Here is a 22943-nt window from a genome sequence, read left to right on the forward strand (position 1 = left end):
GAAGCCCGCACACAGCGGGCAAAAATCAAATTAGTGGGTGTCCAACACGGGCAGGCTTTTGACCAGATCATCAACCGCCTTGACCTGACTGAGGAAGCCTTCGAGCTGTGACAGGCGCAGCGCGCAGGGGCCATCGCACTTGGCCTTTTCCGGGTCCGGGTGTGCCTCCAGGAACAGACCTGACAGCTTTTGCGTCATGCCGGCCAGCGCCAGCTCGGTCACTTGCGCACGACGACCGCCAGCGGCGTTCGGCAAGCCGCCCGGCATCTGCAGAGCATGCGTCACATCGAAAAATACCGGGTAGTTGAACTGCTTCATGATGCCGAAGCCGAGCATGTCCACGACCAGGTTGTTGTAGCCGAACGACGAACCGCGCTCGCAGAGAATGAGCTTGTCGTTACCGGCCTCTTCGAACTTGGACAGGATGTGACCCATCTCTTTCGGTGCCAGAAACTGCGCTTTCTTGATGTTGATGAGCGCGCCGGTCTTGGCCATGGCCACCACCAGGTCGGTCTGGCGAGACAGGAAGGCCGGCAGCTGGATGATGTCGCAGACTTCGGCGACCGGCTGGCACTGATACGGCTCGTGCACATCGGTGATGATGGGCACATTGAAGGTTTTCTTGATCTCTTCGAAGATCTTCAGGCCTTCATCCAGACCGGGGCCGCGATAGGAACTGACCGAAGAGCGGTTAGCCTTGTCGAAGGACGCCTTAAACACGTAGGGAATGCCGAGCTTTTGCGTGACCGTGACATAGGTCTCGCAGATCTGCATCGCCAAGTCGCGTGACTCCAAGACATTCATGCCGCCAAAGAGCACGAAGGGCTTGTTATTGTTCATTTCGATCTGACCCAAACGGATCGTTTTTTGCGTCGAAGCGTTCTGCTGTGTCATCACGGCGTCCTTTTTAATTATGCGATTGCTTAGACGTTATTCAGGCCTTACCTGCATGCGTCAAGGCTGCGCCGATAAATCCCGAAAACAAGGGATGACCGGTACGTGGCGAGCTGGTGAACTCAGGGTGGAATTGGCAGGCTAGGAACCACGGGTGGTCAGGGATTTCGACCATCTCAACCAACGACTTGTCAGCGCTGAAACCGGAAATGCGCAGGCCAGCGGCTTCCAGCTGCGGCAAATAGGTATTGTTGACTTCATAACGGTGACGATGACGCTCAGTAATGCTGTCACTGCCATAAGTTTTGTGCGCCAGTGTGCCGGGCACCAAATGGCAGAGTTGCGCGCCCAGACGCATGGTGCCACCCAAATCGGACTCGGCATCACGGCGCTGCACATCACCGGTTTCGGTTTTCCACTCGGTGATCAAGCCAATGACCGGATGCGCACACCCAGCCTTTAATTCACTCGAGTTTGCATCGGCCAGGCCAGCCAGATGACGAGCATACTCAATGACCGCCACTTGCATACCCAAGCAAATACCCAAATAAGGTACGCGATTCTCACGGGCAAACTTAACGGTGGCGATCTTCCCTTCGGTGCCGCGATCGCCAAAACCGCCTGGCACCAGGATGCCATCGACATCCGCCAGCGCGCCGGTGCCATCCTGCTCGATCGATTCGGCATCGATGTAGCGAATCTTGACCTTGCTCTTGTTCTGGATGCCTGCGTGCAGCAAGGCTTCGTTGACCGACTTGTAGGCATCGGCCAGCTCGACATATTTGCCGACCATGGCAATGGTGACTTCGCGCTCCGGGTTGAGCAGGCCGTCCACCACTACATCCCAGTCGCTCAAATCAGCGACTGGCGCGCTCAGACCGAGGCGCTCGATGACGAAATCATCCAGCCCCTGCTCGTGGAAACGGCGCGGAATTTGGTAAATGCTCTTAGCATCTTGCGCGATGATGACCGCACGCTCTTCGACATTGGTAAACAGCGAAATCTTGCGCTTAGACTCGTTCGGCACCGGATGTTCAGAGCGGCAAATCAAGATGTCTGGCTGCAAACCAATCGAGCGCAGCTCCTTCACCGAGTGCTGCGTCGGCTTAGTTTTCAGCTCTCCAGCCGAGGCGATGTACGGAATCAGCGTCAGGTGCATCAGCAGCGAACCCTGATAGCCCAGCTCGATGCGCATCTGGCGCACGGCTTCCATGAACGGTTGCGACTCGATGTCACCTGCGGTACCACCGATTTCGACGATGGCGATGTCATGCCCGCGCGCACCTTCACGCACGCGCTGCTTGATGGCATCAGTGATGTGCGGAATGACCTGCACCGTGCCGCCCAGGTAGTCGCCACGACGCTCTTTCTGCAGCACATCGAGGTAAATGCGGCCGGACGTGAAGTTATTCTTCTTGGTCATTTTCGAATGACGCAGGAAGCGCTCGTAATAACCAAGGTCGAGGTCAGTCTCGGCACCATCGCTGGTGACAAAGACTTCGCCGTGCTGATACGGGCTCATCGTGCCCGGATCGACATTGATGTATGGGTCCATCTTGATCATGGTGACCGAGAGACCACGAGCTTCCAGAATGGCGGCCAGCGAGGCGGCGGAGATGCCCTTGCCCAGCGAAGACACCACACCACCAGTGACAAAAATGAATTTGGTCATGAACTTTCCAGACAGCTTGCGTGATCACGGCGCACCCGCCGAAAGCAGGTACAAAGACGGGACAGGATGTTATCACGCGCCGCGAAAAGACGGGAGACGGGGCGTCGTTTTGATGCGGAAACTACGAACACTCGACAAGATACAAACAGAAAAAGCCCCGAAGGGCCTTTTCTTTACAACCGTTACAACATACTCAGCTGAACTTAGAAGTTGTACTGAGCGCGGGCAGTGATTGCTGCTGCATCTAACTTTGTTGTCGAAGTTTCGGCCTTACCATCCACGTACTCCACCATGAAGCGTGTGTTTGGTGTTGCATAGTAGTTAACACCCAGTGCGAAATAAGAGGCCTCTGGACGTGTTGCAAGGTCTTTGTTCTCGATCTTGTCAAAACGAGCCTTGAGCTCAATTGCACCTTCTTCACCATTCAATTTTGGCGACTTGAAAACGCCTTTTTTGAAATCGTATGGCTTGGTGTGATCTGTCAAGAAAAAGCTCGCTTGAACGTAGTAAGCATCTACATCTTGGTCAGGCGTGAAAGGAGCAGTACCCAGCGTATCCTTGAACGTCGACTTCACGTACTCGCCCTGCATATAAACACCACCAAAGCGTGCCGCCAATTCTGCTGCAACAGCTTCCTGTTCATTAAAAACGCTGGCTGTGATTAGGTTGCCGCTACGGAGTCCATTTTCACGACCAACAACACGAACGTTTTTGCTGGTTGTGTTGGTTTCGAAATTGTCCTGAGTCGCGCTCACGCCAATGTGAACGAGATTGCCATTAGAACGGACTGGAACCACGAATCCACGCACGTTGTAACCAAGACCCTGAGTTTCACGATCAGCTGCAGAGCGTGGCGTGTAGAGAGCAGCACCGTAGCCGTAGCCTTCACCTGAGCCATCTAAGAACACACCCGTTGTGAACTGGTTGTTGTAGATACCAGTAGCTGTTGCGTAGGAGCGCTCCATGAAAGTGATTTCATTAGAGCTAGTCAGTTCTTCCATGCCACGATATGGCTTGGCCTGACCGATACGCAGGTTGTGATCGCCAAGCACTTTACGACCGATCCATACTTCACGGAAACCTTCGTTGGCTTTGGTGCTTGGCGCAGTTACCGAGGCACTGTTGACAACAGTTACGACATTTGAACCCGTAGGGCAACCATCACCAGGAACGTCAGTAGCTGGAGCTACGACTGGACCGCAGGCTTGGGTAGTGGTAGTGGTTAAAACCCCACCGCTAGTAAGCTCTTCCGACGACGAAGCAAAGTCATTTTCAAACTTAAAGTTCCAGTCGTATGCCTTACCTTCTAAGGTTACGCGAGCACGGCGGAAGAAGAATTGGCTGTTAGATTTTTGTGCCGCAGCACTGAAGCCTGAATTTTTCTGCTCTTCACCGGTGTAGAAGTTGCCATCAAAATGAATACGGCCACCGAGCTTAGCTTCGAAGTTGCCATCATCCGACTTGATCTGGAAACCACCCTTGGTAGTAGCAGTATCGGCCATGACCGGGGTGGCCAGACCAGCAGCGGCGATCGCCAGCGCTAACGATTTGATTACGAGTTTCATAGTTCTACCTCAATCATTGAGCAAATAGTGTCGACCGACGCCGGCCGTACCCGCACAGCTCGATAAGAGCCTTGCTTTTGGGTTGGGCGTAGTATTAGCAGCAAAAATGACAGCTCCGCGTCAGTAATGTGACGAATTGATGACATTTACGATGGTTTACAGGCATCGAAACTATTTTTAAGGCGCATTGCTAAGATTATGACCACTCAGTCTCAATTTTGATCCGTTTATCGCATTTGTTTCAAAGCTGAAACAAATAATGTTGCACTTTTGTCTGGCATACGCGAAAAATTGTGCACCACCGACGTGCGTGGCTAGCCCGAGGAAAACAATATGCTGAAAAAATTTCTGGCGTTAAGCACCTTAGCTTTAGCTCCCATGACCGCCTTTGCCGGCGGCTCTATCGATCTGTTCTACATTGACAATGATGCTGAGGCTGAAATTGCCACCGCTCCACAAAAATTTAAGTTTGACGGCAGTGGCTACGGCGTTCGTGGCAAAGCCGAGCTGGGCAATGGCTTTTCCATGATTGCGATGCACCAAAGTTCCAAATTGAAAAACGACCAACTTGCTGGCTTTATAGGCGGCTCGCAAAAGCTCAATGAAACGCGTATTGGCCTAAGCTACAGCCACAAACTCAATGATCAATTCAGCGTCACCGGTAGCCTTGAGCACACCAATGTGGGTATCGATATCACCAAAGATCTAGGGGTCGGCGCCACGTTAAATGGCTATGCGGCCACGGTAGGTATTAATACCAATGTCATGGCAAACACCAACGTTTATGCTTCCATTGGTTATTTGAACGCGGGCAAACTCGCCGACAAGCGTGTGGATGGTTTAGAGTACACAGTCGGTGCTTCCTATGATGTCACTAAGAACTTCGCCGGTTTTGTTGAGTATCGTTTGACTGATCTCGAGCGGAAAGCCGGTGGTGTCGCCCCTTTCATTGGCCCTGTACCTAAAATTGAGCTTGAACTCGACACCCTCCGTATTGGTGGTCGCTACACGTTCTAATAAGCTGACTGATTGACGAACGGGCTACTTTGGTAGCCCGTTCTATTTTACGGGGATAAACGCCACCGACTGTCCGCGCATCACCGTCGTATTAGCTTCCACTACAGCAAATCCATCCGACCATGCCGCAGACGTTAATGCGCCACTCCCTTGCTGGGGATGCGGAACGACGCGTTGATTTCCATCAGCATCTGATACTACTTTTACACGCAAATATTCACGACGACCTTGCGCTTTAAGCTGTTCGAACCCAGCGGGCAAAAACAGGCTTAATGACACTGCTGGGTCGCCTTGCAAGGCGCGAATAAAGGGGAGCGCGAGAATATGGTAAGTCACCCAAACCGATTGGGGGTTACCGGGAAGCCCTAGGATGGGCACGCCTTGAATGTCTCCGAACGCCAGCGGCTTGCCCGGCTTAATAGCGACTTTCCAAAGATTCAGTCGACCTAAACGCTCAACGGCTGCCCGAAGATGGTCTTCTTCACCCACCGAAACACCCCCGGTGGTCATCACTAGGTCTGCTCCTCGGGTTACCGCTTGCAATAAGGCCTGCTCGGTTGCCGCCAAGGTATCCTCGGCCACAGGCAATGAAACCAGCGAGCAACCGTATTGTTTTAACAAGGCAGCCAACATCGCTTCATTACTGTTATAGCGCTGGCCTGCCGCCAAGGCGTTTCCCGGCGCCACCAACTCGTTCCCTGTGCATACAATCGCCACAGTTAACGGCATTAATACCTTAACGTTCGCCATGCCGACAGAGGCCAACAAACCTAACTCGGCCGCGCCCAATCGAGTTCCCGCCGCTAACAACAAACTATCCCGGGCAATATCTTCACCGGCCTCACGAATGTTGGCACCCCGTCGAGTTGCGGTCAAAAACTGAACGCGGCCCTGGCTCTCGTCACAGTTTTCTTGCATTTCAACGGTGTCTGCACCTTCCGGTATCACTGCGCCCGTAAAAATCCGTGCCGCTGTACCCGGCAATAAGGGCATAGGCGCCACGCCAGCAGGGATACGCTGACTGACCACAAGTGACTCGGCTGCCAGCGCATCTGCCCAGGCAAACGCATAGCCATCCATCGCGCTATTGCGCTCGGGCGGGACAGGAATAGGCGCCATGATATCGTGCGCCACTAGGCAGCCGAGGGCATCAAGCAACGGCAGTGACTCTGTTCGTACAGGCGCTGACTGCCGATAAGATGAACCTGCAGCCGTGAGGTGAGTTAACGCCTCATCAACCGACATGAGCGCCATGTCAGCCTCGCGTATCGCAGGCAGCAACAGCCGTCTTGAGGTGCGGCACGAGATTGCAGGGGCGATGACGATTGTCGAGCTGGCTGCTCAGGATGCCCTCCCAGGCCGTGCGGCAGGCACCCGTGGAGCCGGGCACGCAGAAGATGGCCGTGCGATTGGCCAGCCCGGCCAGGGCGCGCGATTGCAGCGTGCTGGTGCCGATCTCCAGATACGAAATATGGCGAAACAGCTCGCCAAAACCGTCGATGCTCTTGTCGAGCAGCGGCAGGATGGCTTCCGGCGTGCTGTCGCGCCCCGAGAAGCCGGTGCCGCCGGTGAGGATGACGGCCTGCACATCGTCGCTGGCAATCCACGCCGAGACCTGCGCGCGAATCTGGTAGATGTCATCCTTGACGATGGCACGGGCGGCAACGACATGCCCGGCCTGCTGCAGCTGCTCGGCGAGATACTGGCCGGAGGTGTCCGTGTCCAGGCTGCGCGTATCGGATACGGTGAGCACGGCGACTTGCAGCGGCACAAAGGATTTTTCAGTGCTCATTACGGCTCTCTTTTCAGATTGAAGGCGGCCTCAGCCGCCGGTCATGTTCATGAATCGCACAATCTGCGGCTCGCCGGCAAGATCAAATTCGTGGCGCTCGGGCTTGCGCAACAAGGCCAGGCGAATCATGTCGGCCAGCTCGGCATCGCTGGCACCGGCACGCAGCGGCGCACGCAGGTCGAGGCTGTGCTCATGCCCCAGGCAAAGCAGCAATCGCCCCTCGGCGGTGAGACGCACGCGATTGCAGTCGCCACAGAAATTATGGCTGTGCGGCGAGATGAAACCGAGCCTCGTTTTGCTGCCAGCCACACGATAATAGCTTGCCGGGCCACTGCGATGATCCGCACCTTCAGGCTCGAGTACATGTTGTGTCGCGATCATAGCGCGCAGGGCATCGCTGGTGAGTAGCGTTTCGGCACGATCATGATCATCGATGACGCCCAGCGGCATCTCCTCGATGAACGCCAGGTCGATGCCCTTGGCCAGCGCAAACGCGACCAGCGCCAGCACATCCTGATCGTTGCGGCCCTGCAGGATGACGGCGTTCAGGCGGATGCGCGGGAAGCCGGCAGCGATGGCGGCATCAATGCCGGCGAGCACATCGGCCAGCTCGCCGGTGCGGGTCATGGCATGGAAGCGGTCGGGATCGAGACTGTCCAGACTGATGTTGATCTGCTGCAGGCCGGCCTGACGCAAGGCCACGGCCTGCCCGGCAAGACGGGCACCGTTGCTGGTCATGGCCAGGGTGTCCAGCCCCGGAATCTGCGCGACCTGGCGCACCAGATCCGTCAGCCCGCGCCGTACCAGCGGCTCGCCACCGGTGAGACGGATCTTGCGCACGCCCAGCCCCACGAACACCCGCGCCAGCCGCTCGATCTCCTCCAGCGACAGCACCTCGCTGCGCGGCAGGAACTTCATGTCCTCACTCATGCAGTAGACACAGCGGAAGTCGCAGCGATCCGTCACCGACATGCGCAGATAGCGAATCTCGCGTTGAAACGGATCGATGAGCGCGGTCGCTTTTAGTTCAGTCACAAGCCGGCCTTCTTGGCGTCCTGCCAGAGCGCTTCCATGTCGTCGAGGCTGGCATCGGCCAAGGCAACAGAGCGCGCCTTGAGCTGCTGCTCAATATGACCGAAACGGCGGCGGAACTTGGCGATGCCACCGAGCAGGGCCTGCTCGCTGTCTACCTGCAAATGGCGGCCGATGTTGACGCAACAAAAGAGAATATCGCCCAGCTCGTCCTGCAATTCGGCTTGCGGCAGCTGCTCATCCAGCGCGGCTTCCAGCTCGTCAATCTCTTCACGCAGCTTGGCGATGACGGCACGCGGATCGTGCCAGTCGTAACCGACCTCGCTCGCCCTCGCCTGCAGCTTCTCCGCGCGCAGCAGTGGCGGCAGGCCGGCACCGACCTTGTCGAGAAAGGCCGCCGGTGGCAGCTCGCCGCCGTGGGCAGCGGCCTTCAGAGCCTTTTCCTGAGCCTTGATCACGCCCCATTGCGCACTCACTTCATCGGCCGTCAGATCCAGCCGCGGCAGATCCAGGCGGCCATCGCGAAAAATATGGGGATGCCGGCGCTCCAGCTTTTCGGCGATGGACAGCGCCACCGCATCGAAATCGAACAAGCCCTGCTCCTGCGCCAGCTGCGCCTGAAACACCACCTGCAAGAGCAGATCGCCCAGCTCCTCGCGCCAGTCGGCCGAGTCGCCACGGGCAATGGCATCGATGACCTCGTAGGCCTCCTCGATGGTATACGGCGCCAGCGTGGCCGGGGTCTGCGCCAGATCCCAGTTGCAGCCCTGCTCGGGGTCACGCAGACGCGCCATGATCTGGATCAGGCGCTGCAAGGCCGGCGTAGCCGCCAAGGCAGGCAGATTTACCAAGGTCATTCCTGCCCCCCGGCCCGGTGCTCGGTCAGCCGCCGGGCCTCCGTGATATTGGGCAGCTGCTCGATGCGTGTTAACACGCGCGAGAGCTTCGACAGCCCCGGCACTTCCAGCGTCAGGCGCATGGTCGCGGTGCCATCCTGCTTGTCGGACTGGGTCTGCACACCGATGACATTGACCTGCTCGTTAGCGAGCACGGCGGTGATGTCGCGCAGCAGGCCGGTGCGATCCCAGGCGCGCACCAGAATATCGACCGGATACGCCCCGGTTTCGCGCGCCTGCCACTGCACATCCACCGTGCGCGCCGGCTCGTCCTGCGCCAGACGCAGGTACTCCGGGCAGGCACGGGCGTGAATGCTGACGCCGCGCGTGTGGGTGACGAAGCCGACAATGGGCTCGCCCGGCACCGGCTTGCAGCAGCCGGCGATTTGCGTGAGCAGATTGCCCACGCCTTCAATGGTGATGGCCGAGCTGGAATCGGACTTGCGCGTCGGCCGCACCGGAATCTCGGGCAGCGCCAGCTCCTGCTGCGCGGTCTGATCCAGGCCGTCGGTCAGGGCGTGGGTAATGCGCGCCAGCGGCAGGTCGCCGCCACCGAGCCCGACCAGCACATCGTCGCCGGTTCGCACATTGAAGCGCGGCGCGATGCGCTCCAGCTCGACCTTCGACAGCGACATGCCAAGGCGGCTGAGCTCGCGCTCCAGCAGCGCCCGGCCCTCGGCCAGATTGCCTTCACGGTCTTGCTGCTTGAACCAGTGCCTGACCTTGGCCAGCGCCCGCCCGGTGCCGAGATAGCCCAGCGACGGGTTCATCCAGTCGCGACTCGGCGTGCCGCCGCGCTGAGTCATGATGTCGACCTGCTCGCCGGTCTGCAGCTTGTAGGTCATCGGCACGATGCGGCCGTTGATTTTCGCGCCTCGGCAGCCGTGCCCGACCTCGGTGTGGATGTGATAGGCGAAGTCCAGCGGCGTAGCACCGGCCTGCAAATCAATCACATGGCCGTCACGCGTGAACACGTAGATGCGCTCGTCGTGGATGGCCTCGTTAAAATGCACGGCCATATCGTCGAGACGCTGATCGCCGATGTCGTCCTGCCATTCCAGCACTTGCCGCAGCCAGGCGATCTTGTTCTCGTAGCGGGCATCGGCCTTGGACGACTTGCCTTCCTTATAGGTCCAGTGTGCGCACACGCCCAGCTCGGCTTCCTGATGCATGTCGTGCGTGCGGATCTGCACTTCGATCGGCTTGCCGGACGGCCCGATCACGGCCGTGTGCAGTGAGCGATAGCCATTCTCTTTCGGCGTCGCGATGTAATCGTCGAACTCGCGCGGAATATGCTTCCACAGCGAATGCACCACACCGAGCGCGGCATAGCAGTCGCGAATTTCCGGCAGCAGCACGCGCACAGCACGCACATCGTAGACCTCATGGAAGCCGATGCCCTTGCGCTGCATTTTTCGCCAGATCGAGTAGATGTGCTTGGCCCGTCCGCTGACCTCGATCACGCCCATGCCCATGCGTTCGAGGTTGTCGTGCAGGGTCTTGATGATCTGCTGGATGTAGCCGTCGCGATCCAAGCGCTTCTCGTCGAGCAGGCTGGCGATCTGCTTGTAGGCTTCCGGTTCCAGATAGCGGAACGACAGATCCTCCAGCTCCCACTTGATGTGGCCGATGCCGAGGCGATGCGCCAGCGGCGCGTAGATGTCGAAGATTTCCCGCGCCACGCGGCGTTTGCGCTCGTCGCTGGCTTCCTTCAGCTCGCGGATGGCAAACGTACGCTCGGCGAGCTTGATCAGCGGCACGCGCACATCGTCGATCATCGCCACCAACATCTTGCGAATGTTGTCGAGCTGCTGCTCTTCGGTGCCGACCGTGCGGTGGTCCGGGTTGATCAGCCGACTGATGGCCGCCATGCGCAGCACGCCATCGATCAGCGTGGAGATGTCTTCGCCGAAGTCTTTCTCGATACGCTTGAGTGTGACCTTGCCCTCACGCACGGCGCGATAGAGCACCGCCGCCATCAGCGAATCCTGATCGAGATTGAGCTCGGCGAGGATGTCGGCCATGGCCAGACCGGTGAGGAAGCTCGACGTACGTGTCATCCACACGTTGTGCTTGGCGAGGTTTTCGCGATCGAGCTGCTCGGCAAACTGGCAGGCGCGCAGAAGCTCGTCGGGCTCGTGCAACTCGACCTGATCTTCAATGCGGGACAGCCACACCGCGAGATCGACGCTGCCGTCGGCTCGGGTGGGATAATCTGCGCGGACTTTTACCATCTTGCTCGCCTTGCCCTAAATGCGCTTTTCAAATACCGCGCTTTTCAAAAACAGCAATCGACTCCACATGCGTGGTGTGCGTGAACATGTCCATCACACCGGCCTGCACCAGATCATAGCCGGCCTTGTCCATCTCGCCGGCATCACGCGCCAGCGTAGCCGGGTTGCATGACACGTATACGACACGCTGAGCACCGAAGCGGGCCAGGTGCGGAATCACTTCCAGCGCGCCACTGCGCGGTGGATCAATCAAAATCTTGTCAAAACCCTGGCTCGCCCACGGCTGCTCGGAGAAATCCTTGGTCAAGTCCTGAGCATAGAACGAGACATTGCCCAATCCGTTGGCACGCGCGTTCTCGTAACCGCGCTGCACCATGGCATCCACGCCCTCAACGCCAACAACCTCGCGAGCCCGCGTGGCCAGTGGCAAGGTGAAGTTGCCAAGGCCACAGAACAGGTCCAGCACGCGGTCTGTTGGTTGCGGGTCGAGCAAATCCAGTGCCAACTTCACCATGCGCTGGTTGATACCCGCATTGACCTGGGTGAAATCGTTGGGGTGAAAGGCCATGGCCAGGCCCTTGCCCGTGGGTGCCATGAAGTCGAGCAGCTGGTAATGCAGGCGATCCGTGCCATCGACGGGCCAGATGCGATGCACGGTGTCGTAGTTACCCGGCTGCAGATAGCACTGCCAGTTGCGCTCGGCACAGAAGTCGGTCAGCGCCTGCACATCCGCCGGGACCAGCTCCACGAGATTGCGGAAAATCAGCGCCACCGACGGCAGGCCATCGAGCTCATCGCCCGCCGCCACTTCCACCTGGGCAATATGATCCCGCGCGGCCAGGCCGGCAATGAGCTGCTTCAGCGGCGTGATGCTCTGGCCCAGGCGCGGATCCATGACAAAACAGGCATCGAGATCGGCCAGATAGCTGGCCTGACGCTCGCGGAAGCCGACCAGCAGCTTGTCTTTCTTGATGACGAAACGCACGCCAAGACGCGCCTTGCGGCGATAGGAATGATCCGGCGAGGTCAGCGGCGGCAGCCAGGTCTGCGGCTTGATGCCGCCGAAATGCCGGAGGTGATCGACCAGCACAGTCTGCTTGAAGGCAATCTGCGCGGCCGGGTCCATGTGCTGCAGCGAGCAGCCGCCACAGACGCCGAAATGCGCGCACGGCGGCGTCACACGCTGGGCCGACGGCGACTGCACGCTGAGCACCGAGGCCTCATCGTATTTCTTGTGCGTGAAGGTGACCTGCGCGGTGACCTGCTCGCCGGGCAGGGCGCCATCGACAAAGACGATCTTGCCATCGTCACGATGCGCAATGCCGCGCCCCTCGTGGCTCAGACGGTCAATGACCAGTTCAACGGGCGGCATGGCTCGCAGTTTTTCACGCTTGTTGGTTCGGGCCATAACAGACTCTTGCTGGTAACGAAAAGGGTAACGGGCACACGGCCCGTCACATCAGGAATTGATGGGGTGATTCAGCGGCAGATCAAGGCTGGGCAGCGCCGCCTGAGCCGCATCCCAGTCCGCCAGAAAGGCTTGCAGATGCGGCATCGCCGAGGCTTGCAGCAGCTCGCGCACCAGACCCAGCTCAGCATCCAGCCCGGCCTTGTCGAGCTGGCCGCGCATGAACTGGAAGCGCAGCCAGACCAGCCAGGTGTTGAGCACATCGGTCTCGCAATACTGGCGGATCTTGCTCAGCTCGCCGGCCAGAAAAGCCGGCCAGACCTGGCTGCCGTCCATGCCGGCCTTGCCCGGAAAGCCGAGCAGCGTCGCGACCTGATCCAGCGGCTGCACGGCGCGGGCCTGATAGCCGGCAAGCAGGTCCATCAGGTCGGTATGACGCGAGTGGAAACGGCCGAGGTAGTTGTTGAACTTGGCCTCGCGGTTGTGCTCGCCCTGATCCCAGTAGCTCGGCGCCTGAATACCGTTGATCAGTGCGCGATAATGCAGCACCGGCAGGTCAAAGCCGCTGCCGTTCCACGACACCAGCGTCGGCTGGGTCTTCTCCAGACCATCGAAAAACCGCTTGATGATCTGCGCCTCGCTTTCCGACTCGTCACCCAGCGACCAGACCTTCACGCCATCACGCGAACGCAGCACCGCGGAGATGCAGACCACGCGCTGCAGCGAATGACGGATGAAGTCGGAGCCGCCAGTTTCCTGCCGACGCAGCTTGAACAGCGCCTCGCCGGCAGCCGCATCATCCAGCCCGTCCAGGCCATAGAGGCGACGGCCGCCGGCGATGTCGGGCACCGTCTCGATGTCGAACACCAGCGTATTCATACCGGCTCCGTGTATACGCCAGTGGACAGGTAGCGGTCGCCACGATCACAGACAATGGCCACAATCACGGCATTCTCCAATTGCTTCGACAGCTCCAGCGCCGCCCACACCGAGCCGCCCGACGACACCCCGCAGAAAATGCCTTCTTCGCGTGCCAGCCGACGCATGGTCGCCTCCGCTTCGGGCTGGGCGATATCCATCACCCAATCCACGCGAGAACGATCGAAGATGGTCGGCAGATACGCCTCCGGCCAGCGCCGGATGCCGGGAATCGCCGCACCCTCGCAGGGTTGCAAGCCGACGATCTGCACCGCCGGGTTCTGTTCTTTCAAATAGCGCGACGTGCCCATGATGGTGCCGGTCGTGCCCATGGAGCTGATGAAATGCGTGATCGTGCCCTGCGTCTGCTGCCAGATTTCCGGACCGGTGCCCCTATAGTGCGCCAGCGGATTGTCGAGGTTGCCGAACTGGTTCAGCACCACGCCCTGGCCTTCGCTTTGCATGCGCATGGCCAGATCACGCGCGCCTTCCATGCCGTCTTCCTTGGTGACCGAAATCAGCTCGGCACCATAAGCCGCCATGGCATCTTTGCGCTCCTGGCTCTGGTTCGCCGGCATGATCAGCTTCATCTTGTAGCCCTTGATTGCTGCCGCCATCGCCAGCGCAATGCCGGTATTGCCAGAGGTTGCCTCGATCAGCGTGTCGCCGGGCTTGATGTCGCCGCGCCGCTCGGCCTGCTCGATCATCGACAGCGCCGGGCGGTCCTTGACTGAGCCGGCCGGATTATTTCCCTCCAGCTTCACCAGCACGATATTGCTGGTATTGCCGGGCAGGCGCTGCAGGCGCACCAGTGGCGTGTTGCCCACGGTATCGGCAATGGTGGCATAGCGAGGGGGCGAACCGGGAAAATCGCTCATTGCGCGCAGGCTCCAGAAGGTGATGGCGGATTGTAAAGACAAAGCGCCCGCTGACCAAATGGCCAGCGGGCGCTTTGCAAGCGTCGCTGAACGTGTCGTTAGCGGTTAAAGGCCAGGAATGGGCAGGCCGCCACCTGATGCACTGGGCGAAAGACTGGGCAAGTCACCCAACAAAGGTAGTTTGACCGTGCCACTGAGGGTCACGATAGCAGTGCTCAAATCGCGGGAGCTCGTGGCGATAAAGGTCGGGCTATTCCCGTAGACCAGTAGCACCAGCTGGTCGCCGGCATGAATTCGCTCTGCAACGCCCACCATGTCCACATCAAAGTCGCCAAAGCCGCGCAAAGGCATGACCTGATTGTCAATCAACTCCGGCACGACCGGAATTTTACCGCTCGCCGATGCGGTGATGATGCCCAGCCCCACAAAAACCGTGCTATCGCAGCTACCCAATCGCAGCAATGGCTCCTGAGCCTTCTGACACAAGGCATCCAAGGCCTCTACACCTCGACCTACCTTGACCTTCAATCGCGGAATGCCCGCCAGCACATTCGTACCCTCTGCTACGCCGGTCAACGGCACAATCGTGGGCACTAGTTGCGCCAAGGTCACCGGGACCGGCAAACCGCCGGGCAGGGCCACTGGAAACTCCGTACCACCGACAGTGACTTGAGGCACTGCCACGGCATCTTTTTGCGTGAGCGACAGGCACACATTTTTACCCGACGGAATTGCCGAATCGGCATTGCCCTTGCCCAGCAGCTTCTCGTTGAACCAGGCCAATGTGGCCGCTGTCGCGTCTACCGAGCCGCAGTTACGACTCAGCGGCAAAGCTTGGATCTGGACGGCTTGCGAAACCAAGCCAACATCTGGCGACAACGCCCCATGACCGGTTTCGTAACTCAGGAGACGGACATCACCGCCACCGCGCTGCAAGCATTGGTAGTTGTGATAAGCCTCGTTGAAGTTAAACAGGTGATCACGCATCCCTTGGAAAATCAGCGCATCCACTTTTTGGAAGCGCTTCAACGGTGAGCGGCTGATGGAGAACACGCCAGACGTGAGCGGAATATTGGTGGCCAAAGGCGCCAGCACATAGCTAGAGCCATCAGCCGTTACGCCCTTCATGTCGCTATAGCCTTGGCCACAGAAGTACGCGGGGGAATGGGCGGCAAACTGAGGCAATGCATCCGCAGGAAAGACCCCGGTTGCCACACCATCGAGTAAGGTGGCGCGAATAAACGGGTCCTGGCGACCCTGCGTTAAAGCATCCCCCGCACCGGCCAAAAACAACGCCCAATAACTCTTCACCACATTGCCGGGATTCAGGCTGTAGGGAAGATCGTTCCACGTAATTTCCGGCACTATGGCATCCATGCGCTGGCTGGGGTCCGTCTCCCAGAGCAGCATCTGATAACCGCCACCGTAGCTTCCCCCGATGCCGCCGAGCAATAAGTTGCCGTCGCGATACTTCAGGAAGTCGAGGTGCTGTTCTGCCCAGTCAACAATGGCAACCAGATCCTGCCCTTCAAAGGCCGGGTCCATGACACGCACCGTACCGCCGGATTCACCATGCCCGCGCTGATCAATACTGATGACGGCATAGCCTGCTTTCGTCAAATCGCCAATGGGCGCACCAAAAGACAAGGGCGACTGGCCGCCGCTCTTATCGGTTTGGCGAGAGCCTGAGTAACCATGCCCTTCCAAAATCAGCGCATGCTTCTCGACGCAGTTCAGGGTGTCCGGCTCAAACACTTGAAATACGATGCTCTCGCCATCAACCCGGGAAGGGATTTCAACACGATACACCTGACCCGCGACGTTTTTAGCATTAGAGCAGGAGGCCGGCTTAACACCCTGCGCCGTACCCAAAGGCAAGTCACCCCGCTGACGAGCCTGTGTACTCGAACCCGAAGAACCCGTTTCACTGGTGCCACACGCTGTCAGCAGCGCGGCCAAGGAGGTGGTTAGCATGACTAATCGAAAAAATGCAGGTATTTGGCGCATAACATCCCTAAAGACGAGGCTTACGTAGCCTCAAAACAGTTGTAATTGTTGACTTTTGTTTTTGTCAGAATGAGGCACATTGTGCCTTTTTTTGCTCAAAAAGCAATCGCATGCCCCAGCCAAGATCGGCATGATAGTCTTACTTTTAACTCATCAATTTTTACCCGCCAAGGAGCGCCCGGATGTATCCGTGGACCCTGCATCACCGCCTGTTATTTGCTTTTTTGTTGCCTGTGGCGGCCTTATTGCTGAGCCTATCTTGGGCAATCAGCTCGCACTACCAAGACGATTTATTGGCACGCTATCAACACAGCAAGGACATCACGCTGCACAGCACAGCAGAAGTCTTGAATCGATCCATCCTGAGCAGCAGCGAACTAGAGGCCTTCCTAAAGCTCGGCCTACGGGATGACTCCATTCGTCAAATCAGTGTGCTCAGTCCCGCAGGAAGGCTCATCAAACAAGTCGGGCAGAGCCAGGTCCGTCTACCCATGATTGAGCAACTCAATCGGGTAGATCCCGCGCAGGCTAGCTTTGCGATTGACGGCGGAGCCCAAGAGGTTCGCCAACTCGATGATGGTCGCTGGTTGGTCCTCGAAGCCTCCCAGCAAGTGATTAGACTCGCGTTTTACGAGCGACTCGTCCAGTACATCGCCCTTAGCATGGCACTCTTACTGGTGCTGGCCATCCTGCTATTACTGTTCCTTCGGCAAACGTTGTTGCCGATCAATCGCTTTGCAGTTGCGCTTAACCACCCGGAAAGAATCACGCCGAAGCAACATGCCCAGGCCAAGCGAATTTGGCCCGAATTGGTGAGCTTCCTAACGCGCTACTACTTCAAGCAGAAGACCGCCATCGAGCAGCTGGTTCAAGACAGTGAGCACACCGAAGCAGAACTTCGCGAAACCTTGGATGCCATTGAACGTCAGAACATTGAGCTGCATGCGACCCGCCGCAGTGCGCAGGTGAGCAACCAATTAAAGTCAGAGTTTCTCGCCAATATCAGTCATGAAATTCGTACGCCGCTAACCAGCCTACTAGGGTTTGCGCGCTTACTCGAACGCAGCTCGCTATCCGCTTTGCAGCAACAACATGTGCAAGCACTGTCCCGTTCTGGCGAGCACCTGTTGGCCATTTTGAATGACCTGTTAGATCTATCCAAAATTGAAGCGGGACGTTTAGTACTGGATGAAACGCCGGTTCAACTTGGTAGCCTGTTAAGTGACAGCACCGCCATGCTTGCGCCCCTATTAGGCGACAAAGCCGTGGAAATTCTCGTGGATGTCGATGCGAATTTACCCGAGTCCGTGTTGGGGGACCCGCTACGCTTGCGTCAGATCATGACCAACCTAATAAGCAATGCCATTAAGTTTACGGCTCGTGGGCAAATCCTAGCGCAACTGAGGTTATTGGCCGAAGAAGCAGGCCGCGTGCATTGTCAGCTCAGCATAAGCGACACTGGCGTTGGTATAGATCCCAATCGATTACAGCGATTGTTTGAGGCCTTCGAGCAAGCGGACACATCCACCTCTCGACACTTCGGCGGCACAGGCCTGGGGCTCACCATCACCCGGCAACTGGTTCAGATCATGGCTGGAAACATCTCGGCGGTCAGTGAGATCGGCAAGGGCTCTACGTTTACGGTGACGTGGTGGGCATCTCGCGACCCCTTCTTCCATTCGGCGCTGGCAAATCCACAAAGCCACACGCAATTGCACTATAACCAGCTCGCCAGCGACCCGATTCGCGTGCTGGTGGTGGATGATCACCCCGCCAACTTACACCTCATGCAGGTCTGGTTGAGTGAGCTCGGTATTCGTGTAGAGACCGCCGAAAACGGCGCACTGGCCATTGAGAAAGCCGCAGGCGCTATCTTTGATCTGATCTTCATGGACATTCAAATGCCCATCATGAATGGCCTAGAAGCGGCTCAATGCATTCGTGCCCAAGAGCGTGGCGGCCAACGTGTTCCCATCATTGCGCTCACTGCCCATGCATTGAGCTCCGAGCGCGAATTTTGGCTGCGCAATGGCATTGATGACTACCTCAGCAAACCTTTAGATGAGAGTCAGCTCAACCACATCCTGCAGCAGTGGACACGGTTTATCAGCGCGCCTTTGGCGACGATTGATTGGCCTGAGGCCGAGCGACTCGCTGGCGGACGTCGTGATCTGGCGGAAAAGCTCATTGCCACATTGGCCGAGGATATGCCGTTGGCTCGTGAACAACTTCAGCTGGCTCGTGATACGCAAGATGCCGACGCGTGGCGACGGGCCGTGCATCGACTACTCGGTGCCTGCCGATACACCGGTGTGCCGGCATTACGCGCCAGCTTGGAGGCTGCACTCAACTTACCGGAAGGTTTTTTGGATGACCGTTTACAGCAGCGCATTTTGCAAGAAATGGATGCGCTGCTGCAGGCGGCTAACGAGAGAACTTAATTCAGCGCGGTGCCATACGAATGGCGCCATCAATTCGAATGGTTTCGCCATTCAGAAAGGCATTTTCGACGAGCTGAATGGCGAGCAAAGCGTACTCTTCGGGATAGCCTAAACGCTTAGGGAACTGCGTCATTTCAATAAGCGGCAGCTTCACGCTATCCGGCGCAGCGTTCATCAGCGGCGTGTTGAAAATACCCGGAGCGATGGTGTTTACACGCACACCCACACTGGCTAAGTCACGCGCTAACGGCAAGGTCATACCCACCACGCCACCTTTGGACGCGGAGTAAGCGACCTGACCAATTTGGCCATCAAACGCCGCCACGGATGCGGTGTTAATAATGACGCCGCGCTCGTTGTCGGCATTGCCTTCGTTTTTCGCCATTTCAGCAGCAGCTAAACGTGTCACGTTAAAGGTGCCGATGAGATTCACCGTGATGACTTTATTGAACACGTCGAGCGAGTGCGGGCCATTCTTACCCACCGTACGCATAGCGCTACCAATCCCGGCACAGTTTACCGCCACATGCACACCGCCCCACTTGCTCGATACCTCGGCAAGTGCGGCTTGAACAGACGCCTCATCCGACACGTTGACCTGACAAAAGTGACAGTTTTCACCCAGCTCGGCTGCCACGGACTGACCGACGTCCACATTCAAATCAAAAATAGCGACTTTTGCGCCTTTATCGAGAAAGCCTTTGACCGTGGCTAGACCTAAACCTGAAGCGCCACCGGTCACGATGGCGATTTTATTTTGCAGCTGCATGAAGCACTCCTAAAAAATGACTATTGAGTCGCGCCGGTGAGCATAGCACTCCAAACAACCCGTTCAAGTCGGCTCTGAGGATTTCCTCAACACAAAAATGCTTACAGAATACCCACACCTGATATGTCTCGGGCTAATCGAGCCGCGTGGTTATCGGTCATACCACCCACAAAGTCGAGCACCTGCAAATAGCCTTCATAGAGCGATAAACCTGGCACTAGTGAGCGCGGCAACAGTGCTAACTGTGTGTGCTGACGATGACTGAGCGCTGCCGCACCTTGCAAGCAAAAAGTGCGCACCGCAGGAATCAGCGTATCGAGCAAGACCGCCAAACACGGATATGCCGCAATCTCGGTGACGACCTTGCTGCGGTGCCGATAAATTTTATCGCTAGCAAGCTGCTTAGCCGCGACCAACGTATCGCGCACTTCTGGGCTGGCTCCGGCAATCAAGTCTTTTAACGGCAATTCGCCGGCCAGCAATGCATCGTGATGCCGCATAAAGGTGTCGGCCAAATCCTTCACACAACGACCCACCATGGTGCCGCGCAAGGCGGCTGCGTACTGACGGGGCTCGCGAATTTGCCAGACCTTGTCCGGGTCCACGATGGGCGCCAACAAGCGTTCAAACTCATGCAGATCGAGTATGTCCATTTCCACGGCATCCTCTAAATCAACAATCGCATAACAGATGTCGTCAGCAGCCTCCATGAGATAAGACAACGGATGCCGAGCCCACTGCTCCGGCCCACGCACGGGAAGCCCTAGGGCTTCAGCCACGGCACGAAAATAGCTCAGTTCAGCTTGATAGACATTGAACTTGCCTCGCTCAGGACAGGTTTGAGCGGTCCACGGATACTTCACCAAAGCCCCGAGGCTTGCCGCCGTCAATCGCATGCCGCCTTCGCCCGCATACATTTCGAGCGATGTCAGCAGGCGCAGGCCATGCGCATTACCTTCATAAGTTTGAATATCGTGACGCTGAGCCACGCTTAAGCCTTCAAGCAACTGCGTTCGCTCAGGCTGCGCGAACCAATCGCGCAGAGCGTATTCGCCGGTATGACCAAAAGGCGGATTGCCCAAATCATGAGCGAGACACGCCACTTGCACGATGCCACCAATATCAAAGGGGGTGGCTAAGGGTGGCAAGAAGCCACCTGCTTGCAGCATGGCGCCGACACGGTTGCCTAAGCTGCGCCCCACACTAGCGACCTCCACACTATGCGTCAGTCGGTTATGCGTATGGTCATGCAGGGCTAGCGGATGCACCTGTGTTTTGCGGCCGAGACGACGGAACGCGCTGGAAAACACCACCCGATCATGGTCAATGTGAAACTCTGAGCGCAGCCCTGCCGTGCCATCAGCACTCGCAGCCGCATGCGTGGCGAGTATGTGGCCCTGCTTGATTTTGAAACGCTGCGTAGACAGTAATTGTGTCCAATTCATGCGTTGCCCACCCTCAGCTCTCAGCACCATATTCCTACTCCTTAGAGACGTCTGCATGATGCCATGGCTATGGCATACTCGCGCACATTCGCTGGGAGACAGACATGCTAGAAGAGCTATTTCGCAATAATCGTGAATGGGCAGATGCCGTTAAAGCGCGTGACCCCGAGTTTTTTCAGAAGCTTGCCCAACAGCAAACACCGCAATTTTTATGGATAGGCTGTGCGGATAGTCGCGTACCCGCGAACGAAATCATGGGCTTGCTACCCGGTGAAGTGTTTGTTCATCGCAATGTCGCCAATTTAGTCGTGCACACCGACATGAACTGCTTATCGGTACTGCAATACGCCGTCGATGTGTTGAAGGTTAAGCATATCCTGGTCACGGGACACTACGGCTGTGGCGGCGTTAAAGCGGCACTGGAAGACCAAGAGTTTGGTCTGATTGATAACTGGTTACGTCACATTAAAGATATTTATCGACTCTATGAGTCCGAGTTTCAGGGGCTAGATGCCCAGCAGCGATTCGATCAACTCTGCGAACTGAATGTGGTCGAGCAAGTCGCCAACGTCTGCCACACCACGATTATTCAAAATGCGTGGAAACGCGGCCAAGATGTGTCAGTTCATGGCTTTATCTTTAGTATCGAAGACGGCATCCTTCGCGACCTCGGCGTGCACTTTAATGCAGTGAATCAACTTCCGCCGATTTACCGCATGATGCCAAAAAAAAGCGCGCCCTAAGGCGCGCTTTTTTTTGGCATCAGCTCATTACTGCTGCGTAGGATTGATACGAATTTCAACGCGACGATTCTGAGTACGGCCCGCCTCGCTGCTGTTATCCGCAATCGGTTGTGTCTTACCAAAACCAACGGCTGACACACGACCCGATGCCACACCACGATTGACTAAGTAGCTGGCCACCGAGCTCGCGCGATCCTGCGACAATTTCTGGTTGTAAGCAGCATCGCCTTGGCTATCGGTATGGCCGCTAACGGTAATCGTCGTGTCTTTGTACTCTTTCAGCACGTCAGAAACAGCATCTAGTACCGGGTAAAAATCAGCACGAATGCTTGCCTGTGCCGTTGGGAAAGTGATGTTGCCTGGCATGATCAGATTGATAGCGCCGGTGTTTGGGTCACGTTGAATGCCCACACCCACCCCCGCTAAACGATCACGCAGTTTCTTTTCTTGCACGTCCATGTAGACGCCGGCACCGCCGCCAACAACGCCACCAATGGCCGCGCCCTGACCGCAACGCTCGTTACGTTCACCACGCTTAGTGGTGGCAGAGGCAATGGCGCAACCTGCTGCTGCACCAATGATGGCGCCATAAGCGCCCTTGCTGACTTGACGCTCACCGGTATACGGATTTGTGGTACAACCCGCCAGAACCAATGTGCCCGCCATTGCTGCTGTCATTAAAATACGCATGTAAATCTCCAAAAAAAGGTTGGATGCCTTCTGGCATCCCTCATCGCGTCAGAACGACGCAAAGTCATAAGCGTTGACACGACATCAACCCAAAAAGCCCGCAGGCACTTTGGTCACGGCAACGCTGACCAAGAACCCGTAGGTTAACAGAGCTAAGGCCATCATCACTAATTGCATTGAGCGCGTCTTTGCCCGCTTGAAGGCGACAACCCCCAACGCAATAAAAATAAACAAGCAAACTAGCTTGGTCAGTACCCACGCTGGCATGCTGCCGAACAACGCCACCATGATTAGGCCCGTGACGAGTACACCGAAACTGAAGGTATGAGCCAACAAGGTAGGCACTTTGCCGTTTTGTGCCGGCGGACGCGTTAGCATCAGAAAGGCACGCCACAAAAATAAGCCGCCCACGGCCAGCACTAAAATAGCGTGCAGCATTTTGACTAAAACATAACTATCCATCACCCAATCCCCTGTGGAAAAAACCAAGTTGCTATCTCACCGAGTCGTCGGCGGTATGTCAAAGCATTTGCAACATTTGT

At 57.2% G+C, this 22943-nt stretch carries 19 protein-coding genes; 3 read left to right on the plus strand and 16 right to left on the minus strand.

The window, feature by feature from the left end; translation table 11 throughout:
• Nucleotides 1-30 precede the first annotated feature (30 nt).
• The 3 genes from kdsA to A8710_RS10230 form a co-directional block, all read right to left on the minus strand.
• The gene (gene kdsA / locus A8710_RS10220; protein WP_068860230.1) at nt 31-894 is read right to left on the minus strand and encodes a 3-deoxy-8-phosphooctulonate synthase; all 864 of its coding nucleotides are present in this window, start codon (nt 892-894) and stop codon (nt 31-33) included.
• Between the two features lie 40 nt (nt 895-934).
• Nucleotides 935-2566, minus strand: a complete 1632-nt coding sequence (locus tag A8710_RS10225) for a CTP synthase (protein ID WP_068860233.1) — start codon at nt 2564-2566, stop codon at nt 935-937.
• 203 nt (nt 2567-2769) lie between these two features.
• A complete protein-coding gene (locus A8710_RS10230; RefSeq protein WP_068860235.1) occupies nt 2770-4131 on the minus strand; it encodes an OprO/OprP family phosphate-selective porin in 1362 nt (453 codons plus the stop codon).
• 333 nt (nt 4132-4464) lie between these two features.
• Between A8710_RS10230 and A8710_RS10235 the strand changes: the two genes are divergently transcribed.
• On the plus strand, nt 4465-5148 hold the full coding sequence (locus A8710_RS10235) for an outer membrane protein (RefSeq protein ID WP_068860238.1): 684 nt from the start codon (nt 4465-4467) through the stop codon (nt 5146-5148).
• A gap of 42 nt (nt 5149-5190) precedes the next feature.
• Here A8710_RS10235 and A8710_RS10240 read toward each other — a convergent pair whose 3' ends face one another.
• From A8710_RS10240 to A8710_RS10280, 9 genes are all read right to left on the minus strand, one after another.
• The gene (locus tag A8710_RS10240; RefSeq protein ID WP_068860242.1) at nt 5191-6402 is read right to left on the minus strand and encodes a molybdopterin molybdotransferase MoeA; all 1212 of its coding nucleotides are present in this window, start codon (nt 6400-6402) and stop codon (nt 5191-5193) included.
• A gap of 1 nt (nt 6403) precedes the next feature.
• Nucleotides 6404-6940 carry a molybdenum cofactor biosynthesis protein B gene (moaB, locus tag A8710_RS10245; protein ID WP_068860244.1) on the minus strand — a complete coding sequence of 179 codons (537 nt, stop codon included), beginning with the start codon at nt 6938-6940 and terminating at the stop codon, nt 6404-6406.
• Between the two features lie 30 nt (nt 6941-6970).
• Nucleotides 6971-7975, minus strand: a complete 1005-nt coding sequence (moaA, locus tag A8710_RS10250) for a GTP 3',8-cyclase MoaA (protein WP_198341657.1) — start codon at nt 7973-7975, stop codon at nt 6971-6973.
• Nucleotides 7972-8829, minus strand: a complete 858-nt coding sequence (gene mazG, locus A8710_RS10255) for a nucleoside triphosphate pyrophosphohydrolase (RefSeq protein WP_082968794.1) — start codon at nt 8827-8829, stop codon at nt 7972-7974. Before mazG ends, moaA begins: the two co-directional genes overlap by 4 nt.
• A complete protein-coding gene (relA, locus tag A8710_RS10260; protein ID WP_068860248.1) occupies nt 8826-11102 on the minus strand; it encodes a GTP diphosphokinase in 2277 nt (758 codons plus the stop codon). The genes mazG and relA overlap by 4 nt, the downstream gene beginning before the upstream one ends.
• 28 nt (nt 11103-11130) lie before the next feature.
• Complete coding sequence (gene rlmD / locus A8710_RS10265; protein WP_068860250.1) at nt 11131-12510, minus strand: 23S rRNA (uracil(1939)-C(5))-methyltransferase RlmD; 1380 nt, start codon at nt 12508-12510, stop codon at nt 11131-11133.
• Between the two features lie 51 nt (nt 12511-12561).
• Nucleotides 12562-13389, minus strand: a complete 828-nt coding sequence (locus A8710_RS10270; protein WP_068860252.1) for a 3'-5' exonuclease — start codon at nt 13387-13389, stop codon at nt 12562-12564.
• Nucleotides 13386-14306, minus strand: a complete 921-nt coding sequence (cysM, locus tag A8710_RS10275; RefSeq protein WP_068860254.1) for a cysteine synthase CysM — start codon at nt 14304-14306, stop codon at nt 13386-13388. Before cysM ends, A8710_RS10270 begins: the two co-directional genes overlap by 4 nt.
• 105 nt (nt 14307-14411) lie before the next feature.
• On the minus strand, nt 14412-16280 hold the full coding sequence (locus tag A8710_RS10280) for an alpha/beta hydrolase (RefSeq protein ID WP_198341658.1): 1869 nt from the start codon (nt 16278-16280) through the stop codon (nt 14412-14414).
• Nucleotides 16281-16495: 215 nt separating this feature from the next.
• Here A8710_RS10280 and A8710_RS10285 point away from each other — a divergent pair, with 215 nt between their 5' ends.
• The gene (locus A8710_RS10285; protein ID WP_068860257.1) at nt 16496-18754 is read left to right on the plus strand and encodes an ATP-binding protein; all 2259 of its coding nucleotides are present in this window, start codon (nt 16496-16498) and stop codon (nt 18752-18754) included.
• Between the two features lies 1 nt (nt 18755).
• Here A8710_RS10285 and A8710_RS10290 read toward each other — a convergent pair whose 3' ends face one another.
• Together A8710_RS10290 and A8710_RS10295 are read right to left on the minus strand one after the other, a co-directional pair.
• Nucleotides 18756-19523 (minus strand): 3-hydroxyacyl-CoA dehydrogenase, encoded by a 768-nt coding sequence (locus A8710_RS10290; RefSeq protein ID WP_068860259.1) that lies wholly within the window; start codon nt 19521-19523, stop codon nt 18756-18758.
• 101 nt (nt 19524-19624) lie between these two features.
• Nucleotides 19625-20968 carry a deoxyguanosinetriphosphate triphosphohydrolase gene (locus A8710_RS10295; RefSeq protein ID WP_068860778.1) on the minus strand — a complete coding sequence of 448 codons (1344 nt, stop codon included), beginning with the start codon at nt 20966-20968 and terminating at the stop codon, nt 19625-19627.
• Nucleotides 20969-21072: 104 nt separating this feature from the next.
• On the opposite strand from A8710_RS10295, the gene can reads away from it, so the two are divergent.
• Nucleotides 21073-21711 carry a carbonate dehydratase gene (gene can, locus A8710_RS10300; RefSeq protein ID WP_068860261.1) on the plus strand — a complete coding sequence of 213 codons (639 nt, stop codon included), beginning with the start codon at nt 21073-21075 and terminating at the stop codon, nt 21709-21711.
• A gap of 27 nt (nt 21712-21738) precedes the next feature.
• Here can and A8710_RS10305 read toward each other — a convergent pair whose 3' ends face one another.
• Nucleotides 21739-22401 (minus strand): OmpA family protein, encoded by a 663-nt coding sequence (locus A8710_RS10305; RefSeq protein ID WP_198341659.1) that lies wholly within the window; start codon nt 22399-22401, stop codon nt 21739-21741.
• A gap of 84 nt (nt 22402-22485) precedes the next feature.
• Complete coding sequence (locus tag A8710_RS10310) at nt 22486-22863, minus strand: SirB2 family protein (protein ID WP_068860263.1); 378 nt, start codon at nt 22861-22863, stop codon at nt 22486-22488.
• Nucleotides 22864-22943 lie beyond the last annotated feature (80 nt).

It is taken from the genome of Perlucidibaca aquatica, from assembly GCF_001676655.1.
GTDB classification, from domain to species: Bacteria; Pseudomonadota; Gammaproteobacteria; order Pseudomonadales; family Moraxellaceae; genus Perlucidibaca; species Perlucidibaca aquatica.